Below are 23,287 nucleotides of genomic sequence, written 5' to 3' on the forward strand. Positions count from 1 at the left end.
CGGGACGACGGCGGAGATCGACGCGCGATCACGCATCCATCTCAGGTGACGGCGCCGCGCGCCGCGATCGGCCAAAGCGCTTCCACGCGGGCGTCCGGCGTATTGAAGCCGCGCACGCCGACATACCAGTCGTAGAGATTGACGGTCGGGTCGCAATGACCGGGGATCAGCGTCACCCTGTCGCCGAGCGCCAGCCGCAACGAAGCGCTGTCGAACTCGAGCACGCCGTGCTCGTCCGAGGGCCTGTGATAGCGTAGGTCGGGACGGCCCAGCACCGCCGGAAATCCGCTGTCGTTCGACAGGGCCTTGTGGCCGGCATCGATGACCGCGCGTTCGCCGGAGGCTGTGCTCATCACGGTCGCGATCACGAACAGCGCATGCTCGAACGGACTGGCGTTGCGCGGCCCGTCGGCGACGTTCTTGGCGTAGTCGGCGTCCATGAAAATATAGGAGCCGGCCTGCAATTCGTTCCAGATGCCGCTCGCGCCTTCGAGCTCGAAGGTCCCGGTTCCCGCGCCTCCAATCGTCCGGCATTGAAAGCCCGCGTCCTCGAGGGCGCGCAGCGTCTCCGTGGTCGCGTTCGCGGCGCTGGTGATGGCCGCGCGCCGCTCCTCCGGCGTGCGCAAATGCTGGGCGGAGCCGTGATAGGCCTGCAAGCCGCCGAACGACAGGTAGCGTGACCCCGCCACCTGCCGCGCCAGGGTGGCTGCCGCCGGGCCCGGCCTGACGCCGCAGCGACCGGCGCCGACGTCGATTTCGACCAGCACCTCGATGTGCGAGCCGGCCCGCTCCGCGGCGAGCGCCAGTTGCTCGACAGCGATGGAATCGTCGACGCAAACGCTGATGCGTGCGTGGCGCGCGAGCGCCGCGAGCCGTTCCAGCTTCCGCAGGCCCACCACCTCGTTGCTGACGAGCACGTCGCTTACCCCGCCCGCCACCAGGACCTCGGCCTCGGCGACCTTCTGGCAGCATAGGCCGACGGCGCCGCGCGCGATCTGCTTGGCCGCGATGATCGGCGACTTGTGGGTCTTCGCATGCGGACGCAACCGGACGCCGAGCTTGCCGACCGCTGCTGCCATCGTGTCGAGATTGCGCTCGAAGGCGTCGAGGTCGATGATCAGCGCCGGCGTATCGATCTCGGACAACGGCGCGCCGATTTGGGCGGGTGGAAGGGACATCGAAAGCCAGTCGATTGGATTCGGGTCCGCGCCCCGAATGTGCGGCAGCCTTTCTATGGCAACAACGGTCGCCGCACCAGTGGCGACACCTACTCCGCCGTCTGCTCCCTCAACTCCGCCACATCCTTCGCCGTTAGCTTCGAGCCCTTCGCTCCAAACCGCGCCGTCACGTAGTTCGCCACCGCCGCGATCTCGTCGTCCGTATACGCATTGCCGAACGCCGGCATCGACAGCGCGCCATCCGGCGTGTGCCGCTTGGTGCCTGACAACACGATCTGCGCGACGTTGGTGGCGGCGGGATCGTTGACCGCCCAGGTGCCGGTCAGCGTCGCCATCGGCGACACCGGGCTCTCGCCGCTCCAGCCGTGGCAAGAGGCGCAGGCGCCCGCGAACAGCATCTTGCCGCGCGCGTCCGCCGTGATGCCGTCCTTGTGCGAGGCGGGCGCGACGGGCGCCGTGGTGGCAGGCAGATCGGGCGACGGCTGTGGCGGTACGCTGCGCAGGTAAGCAACGACGGCGCGGATGTCTTCGGGGGCGAACTGGCTTAAGCTGTGGTCGACCGCTTCGCCCATCGGACCCGAGGCCGCGCCGTGGCCCGGCGCATGGCCGAGCGACAGGTACGAGATCAGGTCCGCATCGCTCCAGTTGCCGAGACCGGTCGCCTTGTCGGAGGAGATGTTGAAGGCGCGCCAGCCCGCCGTGATCGCGCCGGCGAACTTCCTGCGGTTATCCAGCGCGAAACCGAGATTACGCGGGGTGTGGCATTCGCCGCAATGCGCCAGCGCTTCGACGAGATACGCGCCTCTGTTCCACTCCGGGCTCTTCGAGGTGTCGGGCGCAAAGCGCGTGTCCGGATTGAACACGGCCGACCAGACGACCATCGCCCAGCGCTGGTTGAACGGGAACGACAGCGTATTCTCCGGCGCCTTGGCGCGCACCGGCGGCAGGCTGAACAAATACGCCTTCACCGCCAGCACGTCCTCGTCGGTCATGAAGGTGTAGGACGTGTACGGCATCGCTGGATAAAGCCGGGCGCCGTCACGGCGCTGGCCGTGCTGGACCGCGTTCAGGAAATCCTGGTCGCTGTAATTGCCGATCCCGGTGTCCTTGTCCGGCGTGATGTTGGTGGAGTAAAGCGTGCCGAACGGCAGCTTGAAGCCGAGCCCGCCGGAATACTCCTTCTCGCCCGGCTTGGTGTGGCACACCATGCAGTCGGCGGCCTTTGCAAGGTATTCGCCGCGTTCGACCAGGCTGGCCTTCTCGAGCTTGGCCGGCACGCCGCTCGGCTTGCCCGCCCGGTAATCCGCCAACGTCACCTTGGTGCCGCCGGCAAAGTCGAGCGGGCCGGGTCCGCGGATGATCCAGACGCCGAGCGCCGCTGCGACGATGGCGATCACGCCCAGACTTGTGAGGATACGCATCTTGCCGCTCATGCCTTCTTCCCCACAGCCAGCAGTTTTCGATCGATCGGCATGCGCCGCAGCGTCACGCCGGTCGCGGCGAGAATTGCGTTGCGCAGCGCAGGCGGTCCGGCATTGACGCCGGCTTCGCCGATGCCGCCGGGCGCTTCACCGCTCTTGACGACGATCACCTCGATCTTCGGTGTCTCGTTGATGCGCATCATGCGGTAGTCGTGGAAGTTGGATTGCTGCACGCGGCCCTTCTCGATGGTGATCTCGCCATAGAGCGCAGCGGTGAGGCCGAAGATCAGCCCGCCCTCGATCTGCGCCTTCACCGTATCGGGGTTGACCGCGATCCCGGTGTCGACCACCGAGGTGACACGGCGGAGCTTGATCTCTCCGATGTCGTCGATCTCGGCCTCGACCACGGTCGCGAGGAAGCTCGCGAATGACGGCTGCACGCAGACGCCGCGGCCGACGCGCGGCGGCAAGGGCTGGCCCCAGCCGGACTTTTCGGCGACCAGGTTCAGCACCGCGAGCGCACGCGGATTCTTGGTCAGCATGGACCTTCGGAACTCGACCGGGTCCTTGCCGGCCTTGCGGGCGAGTTCGTCCATCGCGCATTCGACCGCGAACACGTTGTTGTTGGGGCCGACGCCGCGCCAGAAGCCGGTCGGCACCGCCGGCGGTTCGGCACGGACATATTCGACGTGGAAGTTGGCGAAGTCGTAAGGCGCATCGACGGCGGCATCAATCGCGTCGATGTCGATGCCTTTCTGGAAGGCCGGCGGCAGCCAGCGCGCCAGCACTGCGGAGCCGGCGACCTTGTACTTCCATCCCGAGACCTTGCCGTCGACCAGCGACGCGACGATCTGGTCGCGATAGACCGGACGGTAGACGTCGTGCTGGATGTCCTCCTCGCGGGTCCATATCACCTTGACGGGATAGTCGACCTGCTTGGCGACTTTCACCGCCGCGACCACCATGTCCGGTTCGAGCTTGCGTCCAAAGCCGCCGCCAAGCAGGTGCTGGTTGACGATCACCTTGTCGACGGGGACACCCGCGGCCTTCGCCGCCTCCGCTTGCACGCGCGTCATGATCTGCGTGCCGGTCCAGATCTCGCAGGAGTCCTTCGTGACCCGCACGGTGGCGTTGATCGGCTCCATCGACGCATGCGCGAGGAACGGCAGCTCGTAAGCCGCCTCGAACTTGTCGCCGCTTGCGAGCGCCTTGGCGATGTCGCCAGTCGATTTCGCGACCACGCCGTCCTTCGCGCTCGCATCACGCAGGTTCTGCCAGATGTCACTGGTGCTGATCGCGGCGTTCGCTCCCTCGTCCCACTCGATCTTGAGCGCATCAAGACCTTTCTTTGCCGCCCACATATGATCGCCGATCACAGCGACGGCGTCGTCGAGCACGACGACCCTGCGCACGCCGGCGACCTTCACTGCGGCGCTGTCGTCGACCTTTCCGACCTTGCCGCCGAATACCGGGCAGTTCGCGATCACGGCAATCTTCATGTCGGGCAGGATCGCGTCGATGCCGTAGACGGCCCTGCCGTTGACCTTGTCCGGCGTATCCAGCCGCTTCAGCGACTGGCCGATGAGAACGAAGTCCTTGGGATCCTTGACCGGAACGTCCTTCGGCGGGGTCTGGCCTTGCGCGGCGAGTGCTACCGCGCCGTAGCCGAGCTTGCGTCCGCTCGTGGCGTGAATGACTTCGCCCTTCGCGGCCGTACAGCTGGCAGGATCGACCCCCCATTGCGCCGCTGCGGCCTGCACCAGCATCGCCCGCGCGCTGGCTCCCGCGGCGCAGCGGTTTCCACCACGCGCGGATCGAGGTCGAACCGCCGGTTGCCTGCAGACCGAAAGCGGGATTGGCGTAGAGCTTGTCATCGGGCGGCGCGTGCAGCACCTCGACTTTTGCCCAGTCGGCATCGAGCTCTTCCGCCAAGATCATCGAGATCGAAGTGTAGGTGCCCTGGCCCATCTCGACCTGCGGCATCATCAGCACGGTGCGGCCGGTCTCGTCGATGCGGATGAAGGCGTTCGGCGCGAACTTGCCGTCGGTCGCATCCGCCGGCTGCGAGGGTTCGTTGACCGCCGCGCGCAGCGGCAGATGGAAGGCGAGCAGGAAACCGGTAGCGAGACCGCCGGCCAGCAGCGAACGGCGGGAGACGCTGTTGTGTGCATTCATGGCAATTCTCACGACTGACGGCCGTTGGCGGCCTGCTTGACCGCCTCGCGGATGCGCACGTAGGTGCCGCAGCGGCAGATGTTGCCGGCCATCGCGGCGTCGATGTCGGAATCATCAGGGTTGGGTGTGGCGGCCAGCAATGCCGCGGCCGACATGATCTGGCCGGACTGGCAATAGCCGCACTGGATCACTTCGAGATCGAGCCAGGCTTTCTGGACCTTCGCGCCGGCAGGCGTGCTGCCGATGTGTTCGATCGTGGTGATGGCGCGGTTTTCGACCGCGCTGACAGGCAGCACGCAGGAGCGTACGGCCTTGCCGTCGACATGCACGGTGCAGGCCCCGCATTGCGCGATTCCGCAGCCGAATTTAGTGCCGGTCATTCCGAGGATGTCACGCAGCACCCACAGCAGCGGCATTTCAGGTGGCGCGTCGAACGATTTCGTTTCGCCGTTGATGGTGAGAACAATTGCCATATGCATCCCCTTGCTCGCTCGATCGCTTGCGGCGATCTAGTCAGCGAATTCGCGCGCGACAATAATCATACCGATACGAAACGATGAAGCGTCGCAATCTCCGGCAATGCATATTTGCGCTGCCAGCGCGTCAGCCCATGATGTTCACAAATTTGTGCGGCGCTCGCTGCACGTGTTTTGGGCTGATTGATATGATAAGCGTCATTTTTTGACGCATTTTCGTCGCGCACGTTGTCGATGTCCGGAGATCGTCGTGCGGATGCGCAAAATCATGCGATGACGAAAGTCGTGCGATTGGGAAAGCCGGATGACGGAGCGCCGCAACTGTGAGCCTTGCCTGCGGCCCATCCCTCGAGACACCGCTTCCGGCAACCCTTCAGGATGAGGACGGAGTACGCAGCAGCAGCTTCAACGGACACCGATGCAGTGAAGCCTCATGCTGAGGCGACCCGCGAAACGGTCGTCTCGAAGGACGAGGCGCTTGAACCGGCCCTGCCAAGCTCGGATGTTGAACTTCGGAAAATAACGTTGTGTCCCTGTTTTGCCCGACGCGTCAAAACGAGCCGGAAGCCTGTCCGCGTAAATCATTGATTTCGCAGGCCCCGGCTACTGTGCATGGGGTTGTTTTCCGATTTTTTGGTTCAGGACGCGCCGCGCGAGTCCGTCAGCCCTGCCGGAATCCCATCCGGAAGGCGCCCCAGTGCTTGCCGCGGATCATGATCGGCGACGACAGGTCCTTCATCAGCACGAACTGGCCGCCTCCCATGTCGCGGCGGTAGGTCTGGAGCAGGAAGGGCTTCGTGCTGCCCGCGACCTTCTTGACCGTGCGGTCGTTGAAGAGGCGGCGGTTGCGGCAATTGGCGTTATTCCACACGGGGTCCTTGCCCTGCGGCAAGCAGTAATTGGGATTATGCGTCGGCAAATATCCGTTCCGCGCCCAGGCCACGCAATAGACGATGCGCGGATCGGATTTCTGGAGCGGATCCTGGATCGCGGGCAGCACGCGGTCGGTGAAGTCGACGTAGTTGGTGAGATACTGCTTGGGATCGGTGCCGGGAATTTCGCGGTAGGTTTCGTCCATGAGCTGGGCGAGCGTGATGTCGCCGCGATCGATCGCGGCTTCGAACTCGGCCGAGATCCGCCTGGCGGTATCGACCACGATGCGGATCAGCGGTGTGTCCGACGTTTCGACGCCGCTGTCGGCGATCAGTGCGATCAGGCCCTCGGATGTGTCGAGCAGCTTCGCCACCCGCTCGTCGGCGTTCTTGAGATCGCGCGAGGAGAGATCCACGCCCTTCCCGAGTTCGTTCAGCTCGCTGATCACGGTGTCGCAATGTCCGAGATTGGAGGTCGCCGCGCGCGTGACGCTGCCGATCTGCGCCTCCACCGAGGCGAACCCTTGCTGGACCCGGGAGATGATGCCGGAGATCTGCTGGGCGCCTTCGCCGGCGGTCTTCGCGCGCTGCGAGGCGTCGCTGCTCTCGCCGATCAGGCCTTCGATCTGGCCGTCGAGATCGCGCACGGTGTCGGAGATCTGGTGCGTAGCCTGGCGGGTGGCTTCCGCGAGGTTCTTCACCTCGCTTGCGACCACGGCAAAGCCGCGGCCGGCATTGCCGGCGCGGGCGGCTTCGATGGTTGCGTTCAGCGCGAGCAGATTGGTCTGCTTCGCGATCGCCTCGATCGAGCCGGAGACTTTTGCCACCTGGGCCAGCGCCGAGCCGACAGCGCTGAGGCGCGCTTCGATGCGCTCCACCGCAGCGACGAGTTCGGAGATATGGCTGACCGCGGCGTCGACGGCGCCGCGCGATTGCGCGATCTCGCCGACCGCCGCCGACGTGGTGGTTTGCACGGCCTGCGATGCATTGGCGATATCGTGGTTGGCCGAGACCATCGTTTCGGCGGTCTTCTGGAGATGGTGGAACCGTTCCGACTGATTGGCGACGCGGTTTGCGACTTCCTGGACGTTGCCGGCGATGTCGGCGAGTTCGACGCCGAGGCCACCGATGCGATCGGCAAGCTGGTCAATCAGCCGCTCGGCCAGCGTGCGATTGGAGCCGGTGTCCATGACTGCAAGTTGTGCGACGGACATGTTCGATGAGTCCTCCAGACAGAGCCGTAGACCCGGCTCACGGCGGCATTCCCATTCCAATTCCGCTTAAAAGGACGATTCGCGGCCGGCGTCTTGCCTGAGCGTGCACTCAGGCGCATTTCGCGGCTTATTTCTCGATTCTGTTCGAGAGCTGCGGCACCTGCTTTCGGGCCCGGCTCTAAAGCTTGTAAGCCGTGCGGAAACCGCCCCAGTGCCGGCCCTGCACGCGGATCGGGACGTCGATCTCGCGCATCATCACCGTATTGCCGTTGCCCATGTCGCGCGCATAGCTCTGCACCAGGTACGAGCGCAGGTTGCGCGCGGCCGCCAGCCCCGCCGGATCGTTGAAGATCCTGCGGTTGCGGCTGTTGGCCGTGTTCCAGGCCGCGTCGCCCGGACGCTGCGGATGCGAATAGATCCGGTTGTGCACCGGCAGGAAGCCGTTGCGATCGACCATGGCGCAGAACGCCATGCGCTGGTCCTTGGCCAGAAAGGCCTCCTGGAACGGCGGCAGGGCGCGGTCAGCCCAGTCGAGATATTTCGTGCGGTATTGCTGCGGATCGGTTCCGGCGATTTCGGCATAGTCGGTGTCGAACAGGTCGTCGATTTTGATTTCGCCGCGAGCAACCGCTTGTTCAAAGATCCTTGTCAGCGCGTTGCCCGCCTCCATGGCGCGGGTGACAAATTCGGTGTTCTCTTCGTGGATCGACCAGAGCCTGTCCTCGATCTTTTCGCGGAGCCCGGCATCGGGACTGACGAATTGCGCGCGGGCGCCGGCCTTGGAGTGCTCGATCACGCGCAGGCGGCAGGCGCCGACGGCTTCGAGGGTGCCTTCGATGATCGCTTGCGGGGCGAGCCGGGCTGCATCCGCGCCGCCGATCAGCACGCCGTCCATCGCGATTTCGTAGACCGGCATCACGCCGCGAGCGCTCTCGAATTTGAGATGGCAGGGCAACCGCTCGGTCTTGCGGCGGTCCTCGTGCTCGCTCTGGCCAAGCAGCACCGCGCAGCGCGATTTCAGCTTCTGTGCGAAAGTGGTGACGGCTTTGCCGGCGCTCGCGACATTCTCGCCGTGGCTCTCGGCTGCCTTGGTCGCGGCGTCGATCTCGGCGGCGCTCGCGCCGACCGAGACGATGAACTCTGAAGCGCTGGCGGCGTTGCCGGAAACTTCGCTGGTGGTGGCGTTCTGTTCGGCGACCGCGCCGTTGACGGTCTCGAACACCGGGCGGATCGCCTCGATCGCCTGCGAAATGCGGTGCACGGCATCCGCGGAGCCGGCCGCGTCGCGCTGCAGCGCGTCGATTTTCCTCGTGATCTCTTCCGTCGCGCCTTGCGTCTGCACCGCGAGGGCCTTGACCTCGGTCGCGACGACCGCAAAGCCTCTGCCGGCAGCGCCGGCGCGCGCGGCCTCGATCGTCGAATTGAGCGCCAGCAGCGTCGTCTGCCGCGCGATCTGCGCGATCAGATTGACGACGTTGCCGATGGCGGCGGAGGATTCGCGCAGGCGATCGACATTGGCCCGGGCTTCCTGCGCCGCAGCGCTGGCCTCGTCCGCGAGCTTGCCGGCCTCGCGAACCTGCGCGCCGATCCCCAGCGCGGACTGGGTGAACTTGTCGGCGGCTTGGGCGAAGGTGGAGGCGGTCGATTGCGCGGCGTTGGTGCGGCCGGTCAGGGCGTCGGTCCGGTCGCGGATGGCGGCAAGCGTCACCGCGGTCGCTTCGGCGCCGCCCGCCACCGAATTGGCGGCGCGCTCGAGTTGGCGGATCATGGCGCCGAGCTCGAGTTCAAGCAGTTCCAGTATCTCCCGGGCCGAATCAGTTTCGACCGCGGGAACGGGCTCGGAATGGGCCGCCGGCTGCGGAGCCGCTGGGGCAGTCGCAGGCGCAGCCATGTCCGGCGGACGCTTCCGAAATAGTCCGAACGCCATCAGGTCTCTCTTGTCGGAGGACGAGCAAACGCTATTTTCGCAAGCCGGAATGAAATCAGGGTTAACGTTGCCTGACTTTTGGGCTGATGTGCTACGATACTACCTTAAAGTCGTAGAACCTCTTTCATTCCGGGCAGTTGGCGGCCTATAAGGCCGCGCTTCCCGCGCTCACCTTTTGGCTGACGATTCCCCGAGAGACCACGCATGGCCGGACATTCCCAATTCAAGAACATCATGCACCGCAAGGGGCGGCAGGATGCCCAGAAGTCGAAGCTGTTCGGCAAGCTGGCGCGGGAAATCACCGTCGCTGCCAAGCTCGGCACGCCAGACCCTGCCATGAACCCGCGCCTGCGTGCGGCGATTATCGCGGCGCGGCAGGAGAATATGCCGAAGGACAATATCGAGCGCGCCGTCAAGAAAGCACTCGGCAACGAAGGCGAGAACTATGACGAGATCCGCTACGAGGGCTATGGCCCCGGCGGTGTCGCCGTCATCGTCGAGGCGCTGACCGACAACCGCAATCGCGCCGCCTCCGACATCCGCTCCTTCTTCACGAAATCCGGCGGCAATCTCGGCGAAACCGGCTCGGTCTCCTTCATGTTCGACCGCACCGGCATCATCGAATACGACCGCAGCGTCGCCTCCGACGACGCGGTGCTCGATGCCGCGATCGAGGCCGGTGCCGACGACGTCGTCTCCGGCGAAAGCGGCCACGAGATCTACGCGTCGACGGAGAGTTATCGCGACGTCGCCAAGGCGCTGGAAGCCAAGTTCGGCGAGCCGCGCAAGGCCGCGCTGATCTGGAAGCCACAGAACACGGTCGCGGTCGACGACGAGACCGGCGAGAAGCTCCTCAAGCTGATGGACTTGCTCAACGAGCACGACGACGTCCAGCAGGTCTACGCCAATTTCGAGGTGTCGGACGCGCTGATGGCGAAGATGGGCGGCTGAAGTCCAGCCTGTCCCGGGCGCGCTGCAGCGTGAAAAGCTGCTGCGCAGAGCCGTGACCCGCCATTCTCTGGGCATCGGTGGCAAAATGGCCCCGGTTCAGCGCTGCACCGCTTCGCGCTGCGTCGCGCCCGGGGCACGAGACCGCCTTTCCCCTGTTACTTTCGTTCTGTTTCTGTTTCCCCCGCCGCGGCCAGCCGCTATCACTGGCCGATGACTGCGCTCCCGATTCGCGGCCCCGTTCGTATCATCGGCATCGACCCCGGCCTGCGCCGCACCGGCTGGGGCGTGATCGAAGCTGACGGCAATCGCCTGATCTACGTCGCCTGCGGTTCGGTGGAACCGCCGGACAACCTGCCGTTGGCGAGCCGCCTGCTCGCGATCCACGAAGGGCTTGCGGCCGTGCTCTCGACCCACCAGCCGATGGAAGCCGCGGTCGAGCAAACCTTCGTCAACAAGGACGGTGTCGCCACGTTGAAGCTCGGCCAGGCCCGCGGCGTCGCCATGCTGGCGCCCGCAATGTTCGGTGTCAGCGTTGCGGAATACGCACCGAACCAGGTCAAGAAAACAGTGGTCGGCGCCGGCCACGCCGACAAGCACCAGATCGCGATGATGCTGAAGATCCTGCTGCCAAAGGCCGAGCCGCCGTCCGCCGACGCTGCCGACGCGCTCGCCATCGCCATCACCCACGCCCATCACCGCCAGAGCACCGCGTTGAGGCTGAAGGTGGCGGGGCTATGATCCGCCAATCCAATTCATTGTCGTCATGCCCGGGCTTGTCCCGGACATCGACCTTGTTCCTTGCCGGTGTCCAGGACGTGGATGGCCGGGACAAGCCCGGCCATGACAAGAGAGACGTGTCAGACACTGCCGAGGAAGTGCGATGATCGGCAAGCTCAAGGGCCTGATCGATTCCTACAGCGAGGACTATGTGATCCTGGACGTCGGCGGCGTCGGCTATCAGGTGCATTGCTCGGCACGTACGCTGCAGCATCTGCCCTCGCCGGGCGAGGCCGCCGTGCTGTCGATCGAGACCTATGTCCGCGAGGACCAGATCAAGCTGTTCGGCTTCCGCACCGACCAGGAGCGCGAATGGTTTCGCCTGCTCCAGACCGTGCAGGGCGTCGGAGCCAAGGTCGCGCTCGCCGTGCTCGGGACGCTGGCACCTGCCGATCTCGCCAATGCCATCGCGCTTCGTGACAAGGCCGCGGTGGCGCGCACGCCCGGCGTCGGCCCCAAGGTCGCCGAGCGCATCGTCACCGAATTGAAGGACAAGGCGCCGGCCTTCGCCAATGTCGATCCGGCCGTCGTGCATCTCGCCGGAGCCGTCGACGACCAGCGCGCGCCGCGGTCTGTGGCGGATGCGATCTCGGCGCTGGTCAATCTCGGTTACGGTCAGCCGCAGGCGGCCGCTGCGATTGCATCGGCCTCGCGTAGCGCGGGTGAGAACGCCGAGACGGCGCAGCTCATTCGGCTTGGCCTGAAGGAACTGGCGAAATAGGCTATGTTCGCCGCAGACCGACCAGGGACGATATCTCGCGAATGCTGACCAAGAAGGATAAGGAGCTGATTGCCGCTGCGACCGACGCGATCAGCCAGCGTTACCGCAACGACTGGCAGGAGGTGGGGGCGGCGTTGCGCACCCGTGACGGCCGGATCGTGACCGGCGTCAATATCGATGCCTATATCGGCCGCAACGCGATCTGCGCCGAGGCGATTGCGATCGGGCGCGCGATCACGGAGACCGGCGACCACGGCATCGAGAGCATCGTCGCCGTGCGCCATCCGAAGCCCGGCGAGCCTGGTAAGATCGCCGTCGTTTCGCCCTGCGGCACCTGCCGCGAACTGATCCATGACTACGATGCCAAGGCGAAAGTGATCGTGCCAAATAATGGCAGCGCGCCGAAGGTGGTCACGATCGGCGAACTGCTGCCGAACAAGTACCGCAGAGGCAACGAGTGAACACGCCACCCCGCATGGTCTCGCCCGAGCGCCGCAGCGACGATGTCGGCGACACCGCGCTGCGCCCGCAATCGCTGTCCGATTTCGTCGGGCAGCAGCAGGCGCGCAAGAATCTCTCGATTTTCATCGAGGCTGCGCGCAAGCGCGGCGAGGCGCTGGATCATGTGCTGTTCGTCGGCCCTCCGGGTCTCGGCAAGACCACGCTGGCGCAGATCGTGGCCAAGGAGCTCGGCGTCGGCTTTCGCGCGACGTCAGGTCCTGTAATTGCCAAGGCCGGCGATCTCGCGGCCCTCCTCACCAATCTCGAAGAGCGCGACGTGCTCTTCATCGACGAGATCCATCGCCTCAGCCCGGCGGTGGAAGAGGTGCTCTATCCCGCGATGGAGGACTTTCAGCTCGACCTCATCATCGGCGAGGGACCGGCGGCGCGCTCGGTCAAGATCGAGCTGTCGAAATTCACCCTCGTCGGCGCCACCACACGCGCAGGCCTCCTCACCAACCCCCTGCGTGATCGTTTCGGCATTCCCGTCCGGCTCAATTTCTACACTATCGAGGAGCTGGAAAGCATCGTCACTCGTGGCGCGCGCGTGCTCAATGTCGGCATGAGCGCCGATGGCGCCAACGAGATCGCGCGCCGCGCCCGCGGCACGCCGCGCATCGCCGGCCGTCTGTTGCGGCGCGTGCGCGATTTCGCGTCCGCCGCCGATGCCGACAGGATCGATCGCAAGATCGCCGACCACGCGCTGAGCGCGCTCGAGGTCGATGCTGCAGGCCTGGATGCGATGGATCGCCGCTACCTCACGACCATCGCGATGAACTATGGCGGCGGTCCGGTCGGCGTCGAGACCATGGCCGCCGCGTTGTCCGAACCGCGCGATGCGATCGAGGATATCATCGAGCCTTATCTGATCCAGTGCGGCTATCTCCAGCGCACTCCGCGCGGTCGACTGCTCACCTCGCACGCCTTCCGCCATCTCGGCATCGCCGAGCCCTCGCGGGATGCAGCGACCCAATTCGGCCTGTTCGGCACGGACGAGAACGACGACTGAGCTGCGCCAACGCAGCGCGCTTCTTCTGTCATGAACTTCTGGTAATCTCGTGCACACGGCCTGCACGAACGCACCCCATTTCCGCTCCAATCGGACCGCATCAACGAGGCGCATTACGATCGGGTTTCCATGATCACGCGCCGTCATCTCATCCGTTCCATCGGCGGTCTGTCCGCCCTCGGCGTCTCGACCGCAGCTTATGGCGTCGGCATCGAGCCGGTTCTGCGGCTCCGCGTCACCCGTTACCATCCGGCGCCGCGGCAATGGCCGGCGGATCTTCCGCTGAAGATCGCCGCCATTGCCGACATCCATGCCTGCGATCCCTGGATGTCGCTGGAGCGGATCGCGGAGATCGTCGATCGCACGAACGCGCTGAAGCCTGATATCATCGTGCTGCTCGGCGACTATGTCGCCGGCGTGCATCAGGTCACGCGCCTGATCCCGTCGCGCGAATGGGCGAGGGTGCTGGCCGGCCTGAAGGCGCCGCTCGGCGTCCATGCCGTGATGGGCAACCACGATTATTGGGACGACAGGACGGTGCAGCAGGCAGGGCACGGGCCGACCATCGCCCATCGTGCGCTTGAGGCGGTCGGCATTCCAGTCTACGAAAATGACGTCGTGCGCCTCAGCAAGGACGGTCGTCCGTTCTGGCTCGCCGGTCTCGGCGATCAGCTCGCCTACTATCCCGCAAAGCGCTATGGCCGCATGCACAGGCTCGGCGCCGACGATCTCGCGGGCACGCTCGCCAAGGTCACCGACGATGCGCCGGTCATCCTGCTCGCGCACGAGCCCAACATCGCGCCGCTGGTACCCTCGCGCGTCGCGCTGCAACTGTCCGGCCATACCCATGGCGGCCAGGTTCGCCTGCTCGGCTGGTCGCCGGCGGTTTCGCCCAAGAACGGCCTGCGGCTCGCCTATGGCCATTTTCGGCTGAAATGCGACCTCATTATCTCCGGCGGCCTTGGTTGCAGCATCATGCCGGTCCGCGTCGGCGTGCCGCCTGAGATCGTCGAGGTGACGCTGGGGCGAGCGCCGGCGGTGGCGTAACCTGCGCTTGCGCGGCTGGCCGTTTTTGCGCAAAACGGGCCGGTAGCAAGAAGCGAAGAGGCGCGCGACGTGACTGCCCATCTCGACGGCGAGATCCGCGACGGCCGCCACCACATGCAGGTCCGCGTCTATTACGAGGACACGGATTTCTCCGGCATCGTCTATCACGCGAACTATCTGCGCTACATGGAGCGCGGACGCACCAATCATCTCAGGCTGATGGGCGCCGAGCAGCAGGCACTATTCGATCAGGTGGAGACCGAAGGCGCGGGCTTTGCGTTCGTGGTGCGCTCGATGCATCTGGATTTCCTGAAGCCCGCGCGGATGGACGACGTGCTCGACGTCGTGACCTGGCCGGTTGCGGTGAAGGGCGCCTCGATCATGCTGGCGCAGGAAGTCCGTCGCGGCAATGAGGTTCTGGTGAAAGCCGAGGTCCGCGTGGCCTTCATCAGCGGCGGCCGCGCCCAGCCGATTCCGAAATCGATTCGCGCATTGATGAAGGCCGATTTGATTTCGTGATCGCCCGATAAGTGATCAGTCGATAGGCAACGGCCACTCGACTCCAGCGATTACGCCGATAGATTTGCGGCCTCAATTCACCGATGAGGCCATCATGTCACGCCCGCCGCTTCCGCCCTTCACCCGTGAGACCGCCGCGCAGAAGGCGCGCATGGCCGAGGACGCCTGGAATTCACGCGATCCGGTGCGCGTGTCGCTCGCCTACACCGAGGACAGCCGCTGGCGCAATCGCTCCGAAGTCTTGCAGGGTCGCGAAGCCATCGTCGCGTTCCTTACCCGCAAATGGGAGAAGGAGCAGGATTACCGCCTGATCAAGGACCTCTGGGCCTTCGATGACAAACGCATCGCGGTTCGTTTTCAGTACGAATGGCACGACGCCGGCGGCCAGTGGTATCGCTCCTACGGCAACGAGCAGTGGGAGTTCGACGAGCACGGCTTAATGAAGCGACGCGAGGCGTCGATCAACGACATCGCGATCGCGGAGAAGGACCGCCGGTTTCACTGGGCCGCGCCCGGGCCGCGGCCCGGGGATGTGCCGGGACTTGGGACCGATCCGTTCTGATGATCTAACCTCCCTCACTGCTCTTGGCTCTTGCTTTTGGGAAGTCCTCCCAGAACCAAATGCAGCCTGGCGCCGCTACGAAACCGGCGGCCGTTACCATCCAGACTTTCCAAGCGAGCGCGAAGAATAGGAATAGACCAGAGCCAACAGCTCTATGACGATTAGGTCGAGGGGAAAGATCAAGCTTATTGTGCGACGAATTGGGCTCATGCTCCCGTCCAACCATAAGCGTCCAAAGGACGCTTATGCCCCATCATTGGAGACACTCAAGGGGAGTAGGCAGAGGGGTGTGCAACTAAATTGTAGTGCGCCTCGCCAGGAACCTCGTGATCGCCCCACCCAGCTTCGCGCTGTCCATCGGCTCCGCCAGCGACGCCCTTGCCGTCGCGATAACTTCCTCCGGCACCTTGCCGTCACGCAGCTCGCAGCATACCTCCGCAAACGCCACGTCGAACTCCGGATGCGGCTGCACCGTCAGCGTGGTGCCGTTGGCGTAGAGCAGGCCGGCATGCGGGGTGAAGTCGGACGAGAGGATCGTCAGCGCATCGTTGGGCGGCTCGATCACCTGATCCTGATGTGATGCGGCGATTGCGACCACTTCGCCATCGACCACGCCGTTTTCCGGCAGCACCCGATAGACGTGCCGGCCGATGCCCCAGCCCTTCTCGGATTTGCGTACCGTGCCGCCGAGCGCCTGCGCGATCAGCTGATGACCGAAGCAGACGCCGACCATCGGCGTCTTGTTGGCGTAGGCAGTGCGGACGAAATCCTCCAGCGGCGCGATCCAGTCGAGCCCGTCATAGACGCCGGCGGCAGCACCTGTGATCAGCACGGCCTCGAGCTTGCCCGGATCGGGAAGCGCGTCGCCATTCGGGATGCTGACGACGTCCACCGTAGCCGTGGGGTCCTCGGCGCGGACCATGCGTTCGAACATGTCCGGGAACGAGCCGTGCTGCTCGCGGTATCTTTGCGGGACCTGTCCGGTCTCGATGATGGTAATGCGTGCCATCTGCCCCCCATGGTCAAAAGGTTGCGAAGCTCAGTCGCTTTCTGCCCCATGTTGCTGGTGCGGCGCTGTACTCTCCAGCAGCGCGCTCTGCTTTCGCACCTCGTGGAGAAAGGCCTTGGCCAAACGCGACAGCGGCTCGGCCTCCGACCATAGCATATAGGCGACCGCGTGCGTCGTCGGCGTGAACGGGCGGACAACGAGGCCGCTGCCGCCGTTCTGTCGCGGCGAGTAGGGATCGACCACGGCGGCGCCGACGCCGGCAGCGGCGAGCACGCAGGCCGTGTTGCAGTAGCGCACCTCGACGGTCGGCTGGAACGGCGCGCCGGCACGGGCAAAACTGTCGCGCACGGCTTCGCCCAGCCGCGTGCCGCGTTCGAGTCCGATGAAGGGCAAGCCGGACAGATCCGAAGCCGAGATCACCGGCTTGCCTGCGAGCGGGTGATGCAGTGGCAATACGCACACCATTTCGCCGGTATGCACCACCTCATGCGCAATGCCGGGATGATGCGTCAGCCCGAGCGCGAAACCGAGCTCGGCGACGCGGCTGAGCACGCCCTCGATGATGCCCTCGTAGCGCCGCACGTCGAAGAACACGCGCGTTTCCGGGCGGCGTCGCAGGAAGCCTGAGAGCGCGGAGGGAATAATGCTGTAGGCCAGCGGCGGCGTCGCCACGATGGCGAGATGCCCGGAGCGGTTCTCGCGCAGATCGCGCACGCGGCTCTCGAGCTTTGCATGCAGCGCGAAGATGGCCTCGCTCTCCTTGTACAGCGCCATCGCTTCCGCGGTCGGAAACAGCCGGTTGTTGACCCGCTCGAACAAAGCAAAGCCCGCCTGCGCCTCCATCGTCTTCAGCGCATTGCTGACCGCGGGCTGCGACAGCGCCAGCTCGTCTGCGGCCGCGACCGTGGTGCGATGGCGGATGACGGCGCGCAGGATTTCGAGCTGACGCAGGTTCATATCACTGCCGATTATACTTGAGGTCAAAACATCATAGCAGAACGAATTGATTTTGCAGCCCCGCTCGCCCGTAATGGCAGCGAATTTGCACGTCGCATCAAAGGGTTCATTCGCCCATTGAGGCAGCACTGCGCACAGATTGGAGGCAATCTTGGTTCGTGTCCTTCGCGCCGCCGCAGCACAAATGGGGCCGACGCAAAAAGCCGATACACGCGAGCACACGTTGTCGCGGATGCTTGCACTGCTGGAGGAGGCCGCCGGCCGCGGCGCCAACCTCGTGGTGTTCCCCGAGCTTGCCTTCACCACCTTCTTCCCGCGCTGGCTGCTCGAGGGCGACGAGCTCGACCGCTATTTCGAGCGCGGCATGCCGAACCCGGCCGTGACAAAGCTGTTCGATCGTGCGCGCGCGCTGCGCGTCGGCTTCTATGTCGGCTATGCCGAGCTGACACCGGACGGCCGCCGCTACAATTGCGCCGTGCTGGTTGATCGCGACGGCGAGATACTCGGCCGCTATCGCAAGGTGCATCTGCCGGGCTCGGTGGAGCCACGGCCGGGCGCACGCTACCAACAGCTCGAAAAGCGCTATTTCGAATATGGCGACCTCGGCTTTCCCGCTTTCCGCGCCGGTTCGGCCTGGGCCCACGCAATAATGGGCATGATGATCTGCAACGATCGACGCTGGCCGGAATCCTGGCGCGTGCTCGGCCTGCAAGGCGTCGAGCTCGTCTGCATCGGCTACAATTCTGCCGCCTACGATCCAAATGGGGGCACGACGGAAGATGGGGCGCTCCGTACCTTCCATTCAACGCTGGTGACGCAGGCCAACGCTTACATGAACGCGACCTGGGCGATCTCGGTGGCCAAGGCGGGCGAGGAAGACGGCTCCGGGCTGATCGGCGGCTCCTGCATCGTCGATCCCAATGGCCGCATCGTCGCCCAGGCGCAGACGCTCGCCGACGAAGTGATCGTCGCCGACATCGATCTCGACCTGTGCCGTCAGGGCAAGGACAAGATGTTCAACTTCGCCGCCCATCGGCGGCCGGAGCAATACAGGGTGATCACCGAACGCGCCGGCGTCATCGAGCCGGCCGTCCTCGATGCGGATTGATTTCAAACGGCCGGTCACGGCGTTGGCAAAGGAGCTGACATGACACGCCTTTCGCAATTCCTCGCTCTCGCAGCCTTGGCTGCCGTGACGCCGGCGCAGGCGGCCGAGCTTCCGGCGGAGATCAAGCAGGCGGGTACGCTGAAGCTCACGGTCAACTCCACATACGCGCCGATGGAATATCGCGATCCCGCGACCAACGAGCTGGTCGGGCTCGACATCGATCTGGCCAATGAGCTCGCCAAGCGGCTCGGCGGTCTCAAGATCGTCTGGAGCGAGACGCCGTTTGCCGAGCTGATCCCCTCGCTGCAGACCAGGCGCGCCGATTTCATCATCTCCGGCATCTCCGACCGCGCCTCGCGGCGCGAGACCGCCGACTTCGTCGATTATCTCGCAACCGGCCCGCAGTTCTTCGTGATGGCGGAGAGCGAGGCCAAGGACGCGACCGATCTCTGCGGCAGGAAGGTCGGCACCACCCGCAGCACTAGCTTCCCGGTCGAGATCGAGAAATGGAGCAAGCAGCATTGCGAGCCGGTTGGCAGGCCCGCGATCCAGTATGTGCCAGGCGAAAACTCGATCGACGTCCGCAACCAGCTCAAGCAGGGCCGTATCGACGCCGCCGTGCAGGGCAGCGAGACGCTGCCTTACGCGCAAACGCAGGAGCCCGGCAAATACCGCGTCGTCGGCGAGCCTTTCGCCAAGGGCTATCAAGGCATCATGTTCCGCAAGGACGATGTTGCCTTGCGCGAGGTCGTGACCGAGAAGCTCACCGCCATGATCGCCGATGGCGCCTACAAGGCGGTTCTCGACAAATGGGGCCTGGGAGGCAACGCGGTCGCCCAACCCATGCTGAACGCGGCGCCGCAATGAAGCCGGCGCCGGCACTCGCGGAAGGTTTTCCCGATCTGTCCGGGATGCAGATCGCGCGCGAGCCGCACTGGTTTCGCTGGCTCAGCGCCGCGCTGATCGTCCTCGTGCTCGCGGCCATTGCACGCGCATTTGCGAACGGACAGATCGAATGGTCCTATGTCAGTCGCTTCCTGACCGCAAAAGTCATCCTCGAAGGCATCGTCAACACCATGGTGATGGCGGTGCTGGCGATGGCGCTCGGCATTTTTCTTGGCATCGTCGTGGCGGTCATGCGGCTGTCGCCCAATCCGGTGCTGAAGACGGTCGCCGCCGGCTACACCTGGCTGTTTCGCGGTACGCCGCTGATCCTGCAACTCCTGCTGTGGTTCAATCTTGCGCTGGTCTTCCCGACCATCGGCATTCCCGGCTTGTGGAGTGCACGCGCCGTCGACGTCATGACGCCGTTCCTTGCCGCGCTGCTCGGGCTCGGCATCAACCAGGGCGCCTACACCTCCGAAGTGATGCGCGCCGGCATGCTGTCGGTCGACATCGGGCAGTATGAAGCGGCGCAGGCGATCGGCATGGGGCGGCTGCGCGCGCTGCGGCGGATCGTGCTGCCGCAGGCGATGCGCGTGGTGATTCCGCCGCTCGGCAACGAGTTCATCGGCATGGTGAAGGCCACTTCGCTCGCAAGTGTCATCCAGTATCCGGAACTGCTGCACAACGCCGAAAACATCTATTACGCCAATTCCCGCGTCATCGAGCTCCTGATCGTCGCCGGGCTCTGGTACCTGCTCGTGGTCTCGATCCTGACGCCGCTCCAGATGCTGCTCGAACGCCGTTTTGCGCGCGGCACATTGCGGCTCGCGCGATGACAAAACCCCTCGTCGCGATCCGCTCCGTCGCCAAGAACTTTGGCGAGTTCCAGGCTCTCCGGAGCGTTTCGCTCGACGTCTGGCCCGGCGAGGTGATGTGCCTGATCGGCGCCTCCGGCTCCGGCAAGACCACGCTGCTCCGCTGCATCAATCAACTCGCTGCAGTGGATGCCGGCGGCATTTGGCTCGACGGCGAGCTATTGGGCGTGCGCGAGCAGGGCGGGCGGCTGCATCGGCTCAGCGAACGCGAGATCGGGCGGCAGCGTTTGAAGACCGGCATGGTGTTCCAGCGCTTCAATTTGTTTCCGCACAAGACCGCGCTGGAGAATATCACCGAAGGTCCGCTTCAGGTGCAGGGCCGCAAATCTGACGAGGTGCGTGCGGAAGCGCTCGAACTGCTGCGCCGCGTCGGATTGTCCGCGAAGGCGAACGCCTATCCCGCCGAGCTCTCCGGCGGCCAGCAGCAGCGCGTCGCGATCGCGCGGGCGCTCGCCATGAAGCCGATGCTGATGCTCTTTGATGAGCCGACCAGCGCGCTCGATCCCGAACTTGTCGGCGAGGTGCTCGCCGTCATGAAGGAACTGGCGAAGAGCGGCATGACCATGATGGTCGTGACGCACGAGCTCGGCTTCGCCCGCGAGGTCGCCGACCGCGTCGTCTACATGGACCAGGGCGCGATCGTCGAGCAGGGGCGCGCCTCGGACGTATTGGGTGCGCCGCGCGAGGAGCGTACCAAAGCATTTCTTTCGGCGGTGATCTAGGCAGTCATTGGAAATTGGGGACCACGTAGAATGAAGAGAATGCTGGTTGCGGCGGCGCTTGCAGGCGTCTTGAGTGCGTCAGCCCTGGCGGTCGAACTTCCCGCGGAGATCACCAAGCGCGGCAGCATCAAGCTGGCGGTGGTGCCGAACTATCCACCGATGGAGTTCCGCGACCCCGCCACCAACGCACTGTCGGGCTTCGACATCGAACTTGGCGAGGCGATTGCGCGCAAGCTCGGCGTCAAGCTCGAATGGCAGGAGACCAGCTTCGCCGAGTTCATGCCGTCGATTGCCACGGGCCGAGTGGATGCGGTCCTGTCGGGCTTCACCGACTATGCCAGCCGGCACGAGATTGCCACCTTCGTCGACTATCTCCGCACCGGTCCGCAGTTCTTCGTCCAGCAATCGCGCGCGGCTGAGTTCAAGGACATCGCCGCGCTCTGCGGCAAGAAGGTCGGTGCCAGCCGCCGCACCAAGTATCCGGAGCAGATTGCGGCCTGGAGCGAGAAGCATTGCGCCAGCAATCCCGTTTTCTTCGTTGGCACCGACGGTTCTGCCGATGCCCGTACCCAGCTCAAGCAGGGGCGAATCGACGCCGCGGTGCAGGGCAACGAGACGCTGCCTTACATCATGGATCTCGAGCCCAGCGCCTATAAGCCCGTCGGCGAGGCCATCGCGGACCAGTTTGTCGGCATTGCAGTGCCGGTCAAGGAGAAGGGGCTGCAGCAGGCGATGCTGGAGGCGGTCGATGCGCTGATCGTGGACGGCACTTACAAGACCCTGCTTGCCAAGTGGAAACTGACGGACAACGCACTCGAGAAGGCGACCATCAATGCTGGACAGTAAGGCACTCCAGAGCATCCCGCTCGTCCCGGCCAACACCGCGGATCCCGCACCGGACTATCCCTGGCCGAAGCCGTATAGCTCGGCGATGTTCCTGTCGTTCGACGTGGACGCCGAGAGTGCGTGGACCAGCAAGGACGCCGTGCACGCCCAGCGGCTCATCACCATGAGCTATGGTGGATTCGAGGCGCGGGTCGGTACGCCGAAGCTGCTTGAGCTGCTCGACCAGCTCGATCTCAAGGCCACCTTCTTCGTCACGGGGTGGTCGGTCGACGCGCATCCGGCGATGGCCGAGTCCATCCTCAAGGCCGGCCACGAGATCGGCCATCACGGCTATCACCATCTCTTGCCAGATCCCGGCGATCCCTGGATCGAGGAAGAGCTGGAGCGCGGCTTCGAGGCGCTGAAGCGCCGGCTCGGCGTCAGGCCGACCGGCTATCGCGCGCCCTATGGCGAATTCACCGAGGAGCTGCGTGCAGCACTCGTGCGCCATGGCATCGTGTACACCTCCTCGTTCCGCGACGACGTGCGGCCCTACCGGCATCGCCTTGCCGACGGCAAGCCCGGCACGATCGAGCTGCCGGTCACCGCGAGCTATGACGACTGGATGCATGGCCTCTCCGCCCGCTTCAGCCCGCGCTCGATCTTCCCGAAAGAGCACGTCTTGTCGATCTGGAAAGACGAGCTCGACGAGGTGCGCGACTGGGGCGCGATGGTGACGACGGTGCTGCATCCGCAATGCAGCGGTCGTCCGATGCGGCTGCGGCTGTTGCGCGAGTTCCTCACCTACGCAAAATCGTGCCCGGACGTCTGGATCACCACCGGCGAGAAGATCGCGGAAAACTTCCTGCGCCACGAGGCCGGTAACCGCTACAGAGCGCCATGACCCGCATCCTCGTGATCAACCCTAACTCGTCGGCGTCGGTGACGGCGGCGATCGACGAGGCGGTCATGCCGCTGCGGGTCGCCGGCGGGCCGGACATCGAAGTGGTCGGCCTTGCCGAGGGGCCGCCCGGCATCTCGTCGCAGCGCGATGCCGATAGCGTCGTGATGCCGCTCGTCAATCGTGTGTCGCGCGATAATGCGGATGCCTTCGTGCTGGCCTGCTTCAGCGATCCCGGCCTGCATGCGGTGCGCGAGGCGGCCGGCGGCCGCCCCGTGCTGGGCATCGCCGAATGCGGCATCTTTCGCGCGCTGATGCTGGGCGAACGTTTCGGCATTATCGCGCTGTCGCCGTCGAGCATCCGGCGCCAGCAGCGCATGGTGCGGGTCATGGGCGTCGACGGCCGCTATGCCGGAAGCTGGTCGGTCGGCGCGAGCGCGGCCGAGACGGCGGGTGCCGATATGCGGGGACGGCTGATCGCGGCCGGCCGCGCGCTGGTCACACAATGCCGCGCCGACGTCGTGGTGATGGGCTGCGCCGGCATGGCCTCGCACCGTGCGGCAATCGCGGATGCGATCGGCCTGCCCGTGGTCGAGCCGGCGCAGCAGGCGGTTGCCGCTGCGATCGGCGCGGTTTTGTTGAACATTTAAGATCC

Annotated in this window: 23 protein-coding genes and 1 pseudogene; 15 read left to right on the plus strand and 9 right to left on the minus strand. The window is 65.0% G+C overall.

Annotated elements, in window-relative coordinates; translation table 11 throughout:
- Positions 1 to 41: 41 nt before the first annotated feature.
- The 7 genes and pseudogenes from JQ580_RS02595 to JQ580_RS02625 form a co-directional block, all read right to left on the minus strand.
- Entirely contained in the window at positions 42 to 1,178 is a 1,137-nt protein-coding gene (locus tag JQ580_RS02595) for a DSD1 family PLP-dependent enzyme (RefSeq protein WP_212278173.1), read from the minus strand.
- 89 nt (positions 1,179 to 1,267) lie between these two features.
- Positions 1,268 to 2,611: a c-type cytochrome gene (locus JQ580_RS02600; protein WP_212278174.1), complete on the minus strand. Its 1,344-nt coding sequence runs from the start codon at positions 2,609 to 2,611 to the stop codon at positions 1,268 to 1,270.
- Positions 2,608 to 4,774 (minus strand): annotated as a pseudogene (locus tag JQ580_RS02605) (xanthine dehydrogenase family protein molybdopterin-binding subunit). The gene JQ580_RS02600 and the pseudogene JQ580_RS02605 overlap by 4 nt, the downstream one beginning before the upstream one ends.
- Before the next feature lie 8 nt (positions 4,775 to 4,782).
- Positions 4,783 to 5,247 (minus strand): (2Fe-2S)-binding protein, encoded by a 465-nt coding sequence (locus JQ580_RS02610; RefSeq protein WP_212278175.1) that lies wholly within the window; start codon positions 5,245 to 5,247, stop codon positions 4,783 to 4,785.
- A 65-nt stretch (positions 5,248 to 5,312) separates the two neighbouring features.
- On the minus strand, positions 5,313 to 5,477 hold the full coding sequence (locus JQ580_RS02615; RefSeq protein WP_212278176.1) for a hypothetical protein: 165 nt from the start codon (positions 5,475 to 5,477) through the stop codon (positions 5,313 to 5,315).
- Between the two features lie 434 nt (positions 5,478 to 5,911).
- Positions 5,912 to 7,336: a methyl-accepting chemotaxis protein gene (locus JQ580_RS02620; protein ID WP_212278177.1), complete on the minus strand. Its 1,425-nt coding sequence runs from the start codon at positions 7,334 to 7,336 to the stop codon at positions 5,912 to 5,914.
- A gap of 178 nt (positions 7,337 to 7,514) precedes the next feature.
- A complete protein-coding gene (locus JQ580_RS02625; RefSeq protein WP_212278178.1) occupies positions 7,515 to 9,263 on the minus strand; it encodes a methyl-accepting chemotaxis protein in 1,749 nt (582 codons plus the stop codon).
- A 204-nt stretch (positions 9,264 to 9,467) separates the two neighbouring features.
- Here JQ580_RS02625 and JQ580_RS02630 point away from each other — a divergent pair, with 204 nt between their 5' ends.
- The 8 genes from JQ580_RS02630 (at position 9,468) to JQ580_RS02665 (ending at position 15,350) form a co-directional block, all read left to right on the plus strand.
- Entirely contained in the window at positions 9,468 to 10,214 is a 747-nt protein-coding gene (locus JQ580_RS02630) for a YebC/PmpR family DNA-binding transcriptional regulator (protein WP_212278179.1), read from the plus strand.
- A 210-nt stretch (positions 10,215 to 10,424) separates the two neighbouring features.
- Positions 10,425 to 10,952, plus strand: a complete 528-nt coding sequence (gene ruvC / locus JQ580_RS02635; RefSeq protein WP_212278180.1) for a crossover junction endodeoxyribonuclease RuvC — start codon at positions 10,425 to 10,427, stop codon at positions 10,950 to 10,952.
- 142 nt (positions 10,953 to 11,094) lie between these two features.
- Complete coding sequence (gene ruvA, locus JQ580_RS02640; RefSeq protein WP_212278181.1) at positions 11,095 to 11,712, plus strand: Holliday junction branch migration protein RuvA; 618 nt, start codon at positions 11,095 to 11,097, stop codon at positions 11,710 to 11,712.
- A gap of 41 nt (positions 11,713 to 11,753) precedes the next feature.
- Positions 11,754 to 12,173 carry a cytidine deaminase gene (locus JQ580_RS02645; RefSeq protein WP_212278182.1) on the plus strand — a complete coding sequence of 140 codons (420 nt, stop codon included), beginning with the start codon at positions 11,754 to 11,756 and terminating at the stop codon, positions 12,171 to 12,173.
- The gene (gene ruvB / locus JQ580_RS02650) at positions 12,170 to 13,222 is read left to right on the plus strand and encodes a Holliday junction branch migration DNA helicase RuvB (RefSeq protein ID WP_212278183.1); all 1,053 of its coding nucleotides are present in this window, start codon (positions 12,170 to 12,172) and stop codon (positions 13,220 to 13,222) included. The genes JQ580_RS02645 and ruvB overlap by 4 nt, the downstream gene beginning before the upstream one ends.
- Positions 13,223 to 13,351: 129 nt before the next feature.
- Entirely contained in the window at positions 13,352 to 14,269 is a 918-nt protein-coding gene (locus JQ580_RS02655) for a metallophosphoesterase (RefSeq protein ID WP_212278184.1), read from the plus strand.
- 69 nt (positions 14,270 to 14,338) lie between these two features.
- On the plus strand, positions 14,339 to 14,788 hold the full coding sequence (gene ybgC / locus JQ580_RS02660) for a tol-pal system-associated acyl-CoA thioesterase (RefSeq protein WP_212278185.1): 450 nt from the start codon (positions 14,339 to 14,341) through the stop codon (positions 14,786 to 14,788).
- Positions 14,789 to 14,882: 94 nt separating this feature from the next.
- The gene (locus JQ580_RS02665) at positions 14,883 to 15,350 is read left to right on the plus strand and encodes a nuclear transport factor 2 family protein (RefSeq protein WP_212278186.1); all 468 of its coding nucleotides are present in this window, start codon (positions 14,883 to 14,885) and stop codon (positions 15,348 to 15,350) included.
- Between the two features lie 295 nt (positions 15,351 to 15,645).
- On the opposite strand, the gene JQ580_RS02670 is transcribed toward JQ580_RS02665, so the two are convergent.
- Both JQ580_RS02670 and JQ580_RS02675 read right to left on the minus strand, forming a co-directional pair.
- The gene (locus JQ580_RS02670) at positions 15,646 to 16,359 is read right to left on the minus strand and encodes a type 1 glutamine amidotransferase (protein ID WP_212278187.1); all 714 of its coding nucleotides are present in this window, start codon (positions 16,357 to 16,359) and stop codon (positions 15,646 to 15,648) included.
- Positions 16,360 to 16,389: 30 nt separating this feature from the next.
- The gene (locus JQ580_RS02675; protein WP_212278188.1) at positions 16,390 to 17,316 is read right to left on the minus strand and encodes a LysR family transcriptional regulator; all 927 of its coding nucleotides are present in this window, start codon (positions 17,314 to 17,316) and stop codon (positions 16,390 to 16,392) included.
- A gap of 151 nt (positions 17,317 to 17,467) precedes the next feature.
- On the opposite strand from JQ580_RS02675, the gene JQ580_RS02680 reads away from it, so the two are divergent.
- Genes JQ580_RS02680 through JQ580_RS02710 form a run of 7 tightly spaced genes read left to right on the plus strand, consistent with a single transcriptional unit; the run spans position 17,468 to position 23,282 of the window.
- A complete protein-coding gene (locus JQ580_RS02680) occupies positions 17,468 to 18,424 on the plus strand; it encodes an N-carbamoyl-D-amino-acid hydrolase (protein ID WP_212278189.1) in 957 nt (318 codons plus the stop codon).
- A gap of 39 nt (positions 18,425 to 18,463) precedes the next feature.
- On the plus strand, positions 18,464 to 19,291 hold the full coding sequence (locus JQ580_RS02685; protein ID WP_212278190.1) for an ABC transporter substrate-binding protein: 828 nt from the start codon (positions 18,464 to 18,466) through the stop codon (positions 19,289 to 19,291).
- Positions 19,288 to 20,145: an amino acid ABC transporter permease gene (locus tag JQ580_RS02690; RefSeq protein ID WP_212278191.1), complete on the plus strand. Its 858-nt coding sequence runs from the start codon at positions 19,288 to 19,290 to the stop codon at positions 20,143 to 20,145. Before JQ580_RS02685 ends, JQ580_RS02690 begins: the two co-directional genes overlap by 4 nt.
- Positions 20,142 to 20,906, plus strand: a complete 765-nt coding sequence (locus tag JQ580_RS02695) for an amino acid ABC transporter ATP-binding protein (RefSeq protein WP_212278192.1) — start codon at positions 20,142 to 20,144, stop codon at positions 20,904 to 20,906. The genes JQ580_RS02690 and JQ580_RS02695 overlap by 4 nt, the downstream gene beginning before the upstream one ends.
- Before the next feature lie 30 nt (positions 20,907 to 20,936).
- Positions 20,937 to 21,752: an ABC transporter substrate-binding protein gene (locus tag JQ580_RS02700; protein ID WP_212278193.1), complete on the plus strand. Its 816-nt coding sequence runs from the start codon at positions 20,937 to 20,939 to the stop codon at positions 21,750 to 21,752.
- Positions 21,739 to 22,635 (plus strand): polysaccharide deacetylase family protein, encoded by an 897-nt coding sequence (locus tag JQ580_RS02705; RefSeq protein ID WP_212278194.1) that lies wholly within the window; start codon positions 21,739 to 21,741, stop codon positions 22,633 to 22,635. Before JQ580_RS02700 ends, JQ580_RS02705 begins: the two co-directional genes overlap by 14 nt.
- Positions 22,632 to 23,282 (plus strand): aspartate/glutamate racemase family protein, encoded by a 651-nt coding sequence (locus JQ580_RS02710; RefSeq protein ID WP_212278195.1) that lies wholly within the window; start codon positions 22,632 to 22,634, stop codon positions 23,280 to 23,282. The genes JQ580_RS02705 and JQ580_RS02710 overlap by 4 nt, the downstream gene beginning before the upstream one ends.
- Positions 23,283 to 23,287 lie beyond the last annotated feature (5 nt).

It is taken from the genome of Bradyrhizobium sp. SZCCT0148, assembly GCF_018129985.1.
GTDB lineage: Bacteria > Pseudomonadota > Alphaproteobacteria > Rhizobiales > Xanthobacteraceae > Bradyrhizobium > Bradyrhizobium japonicum_H.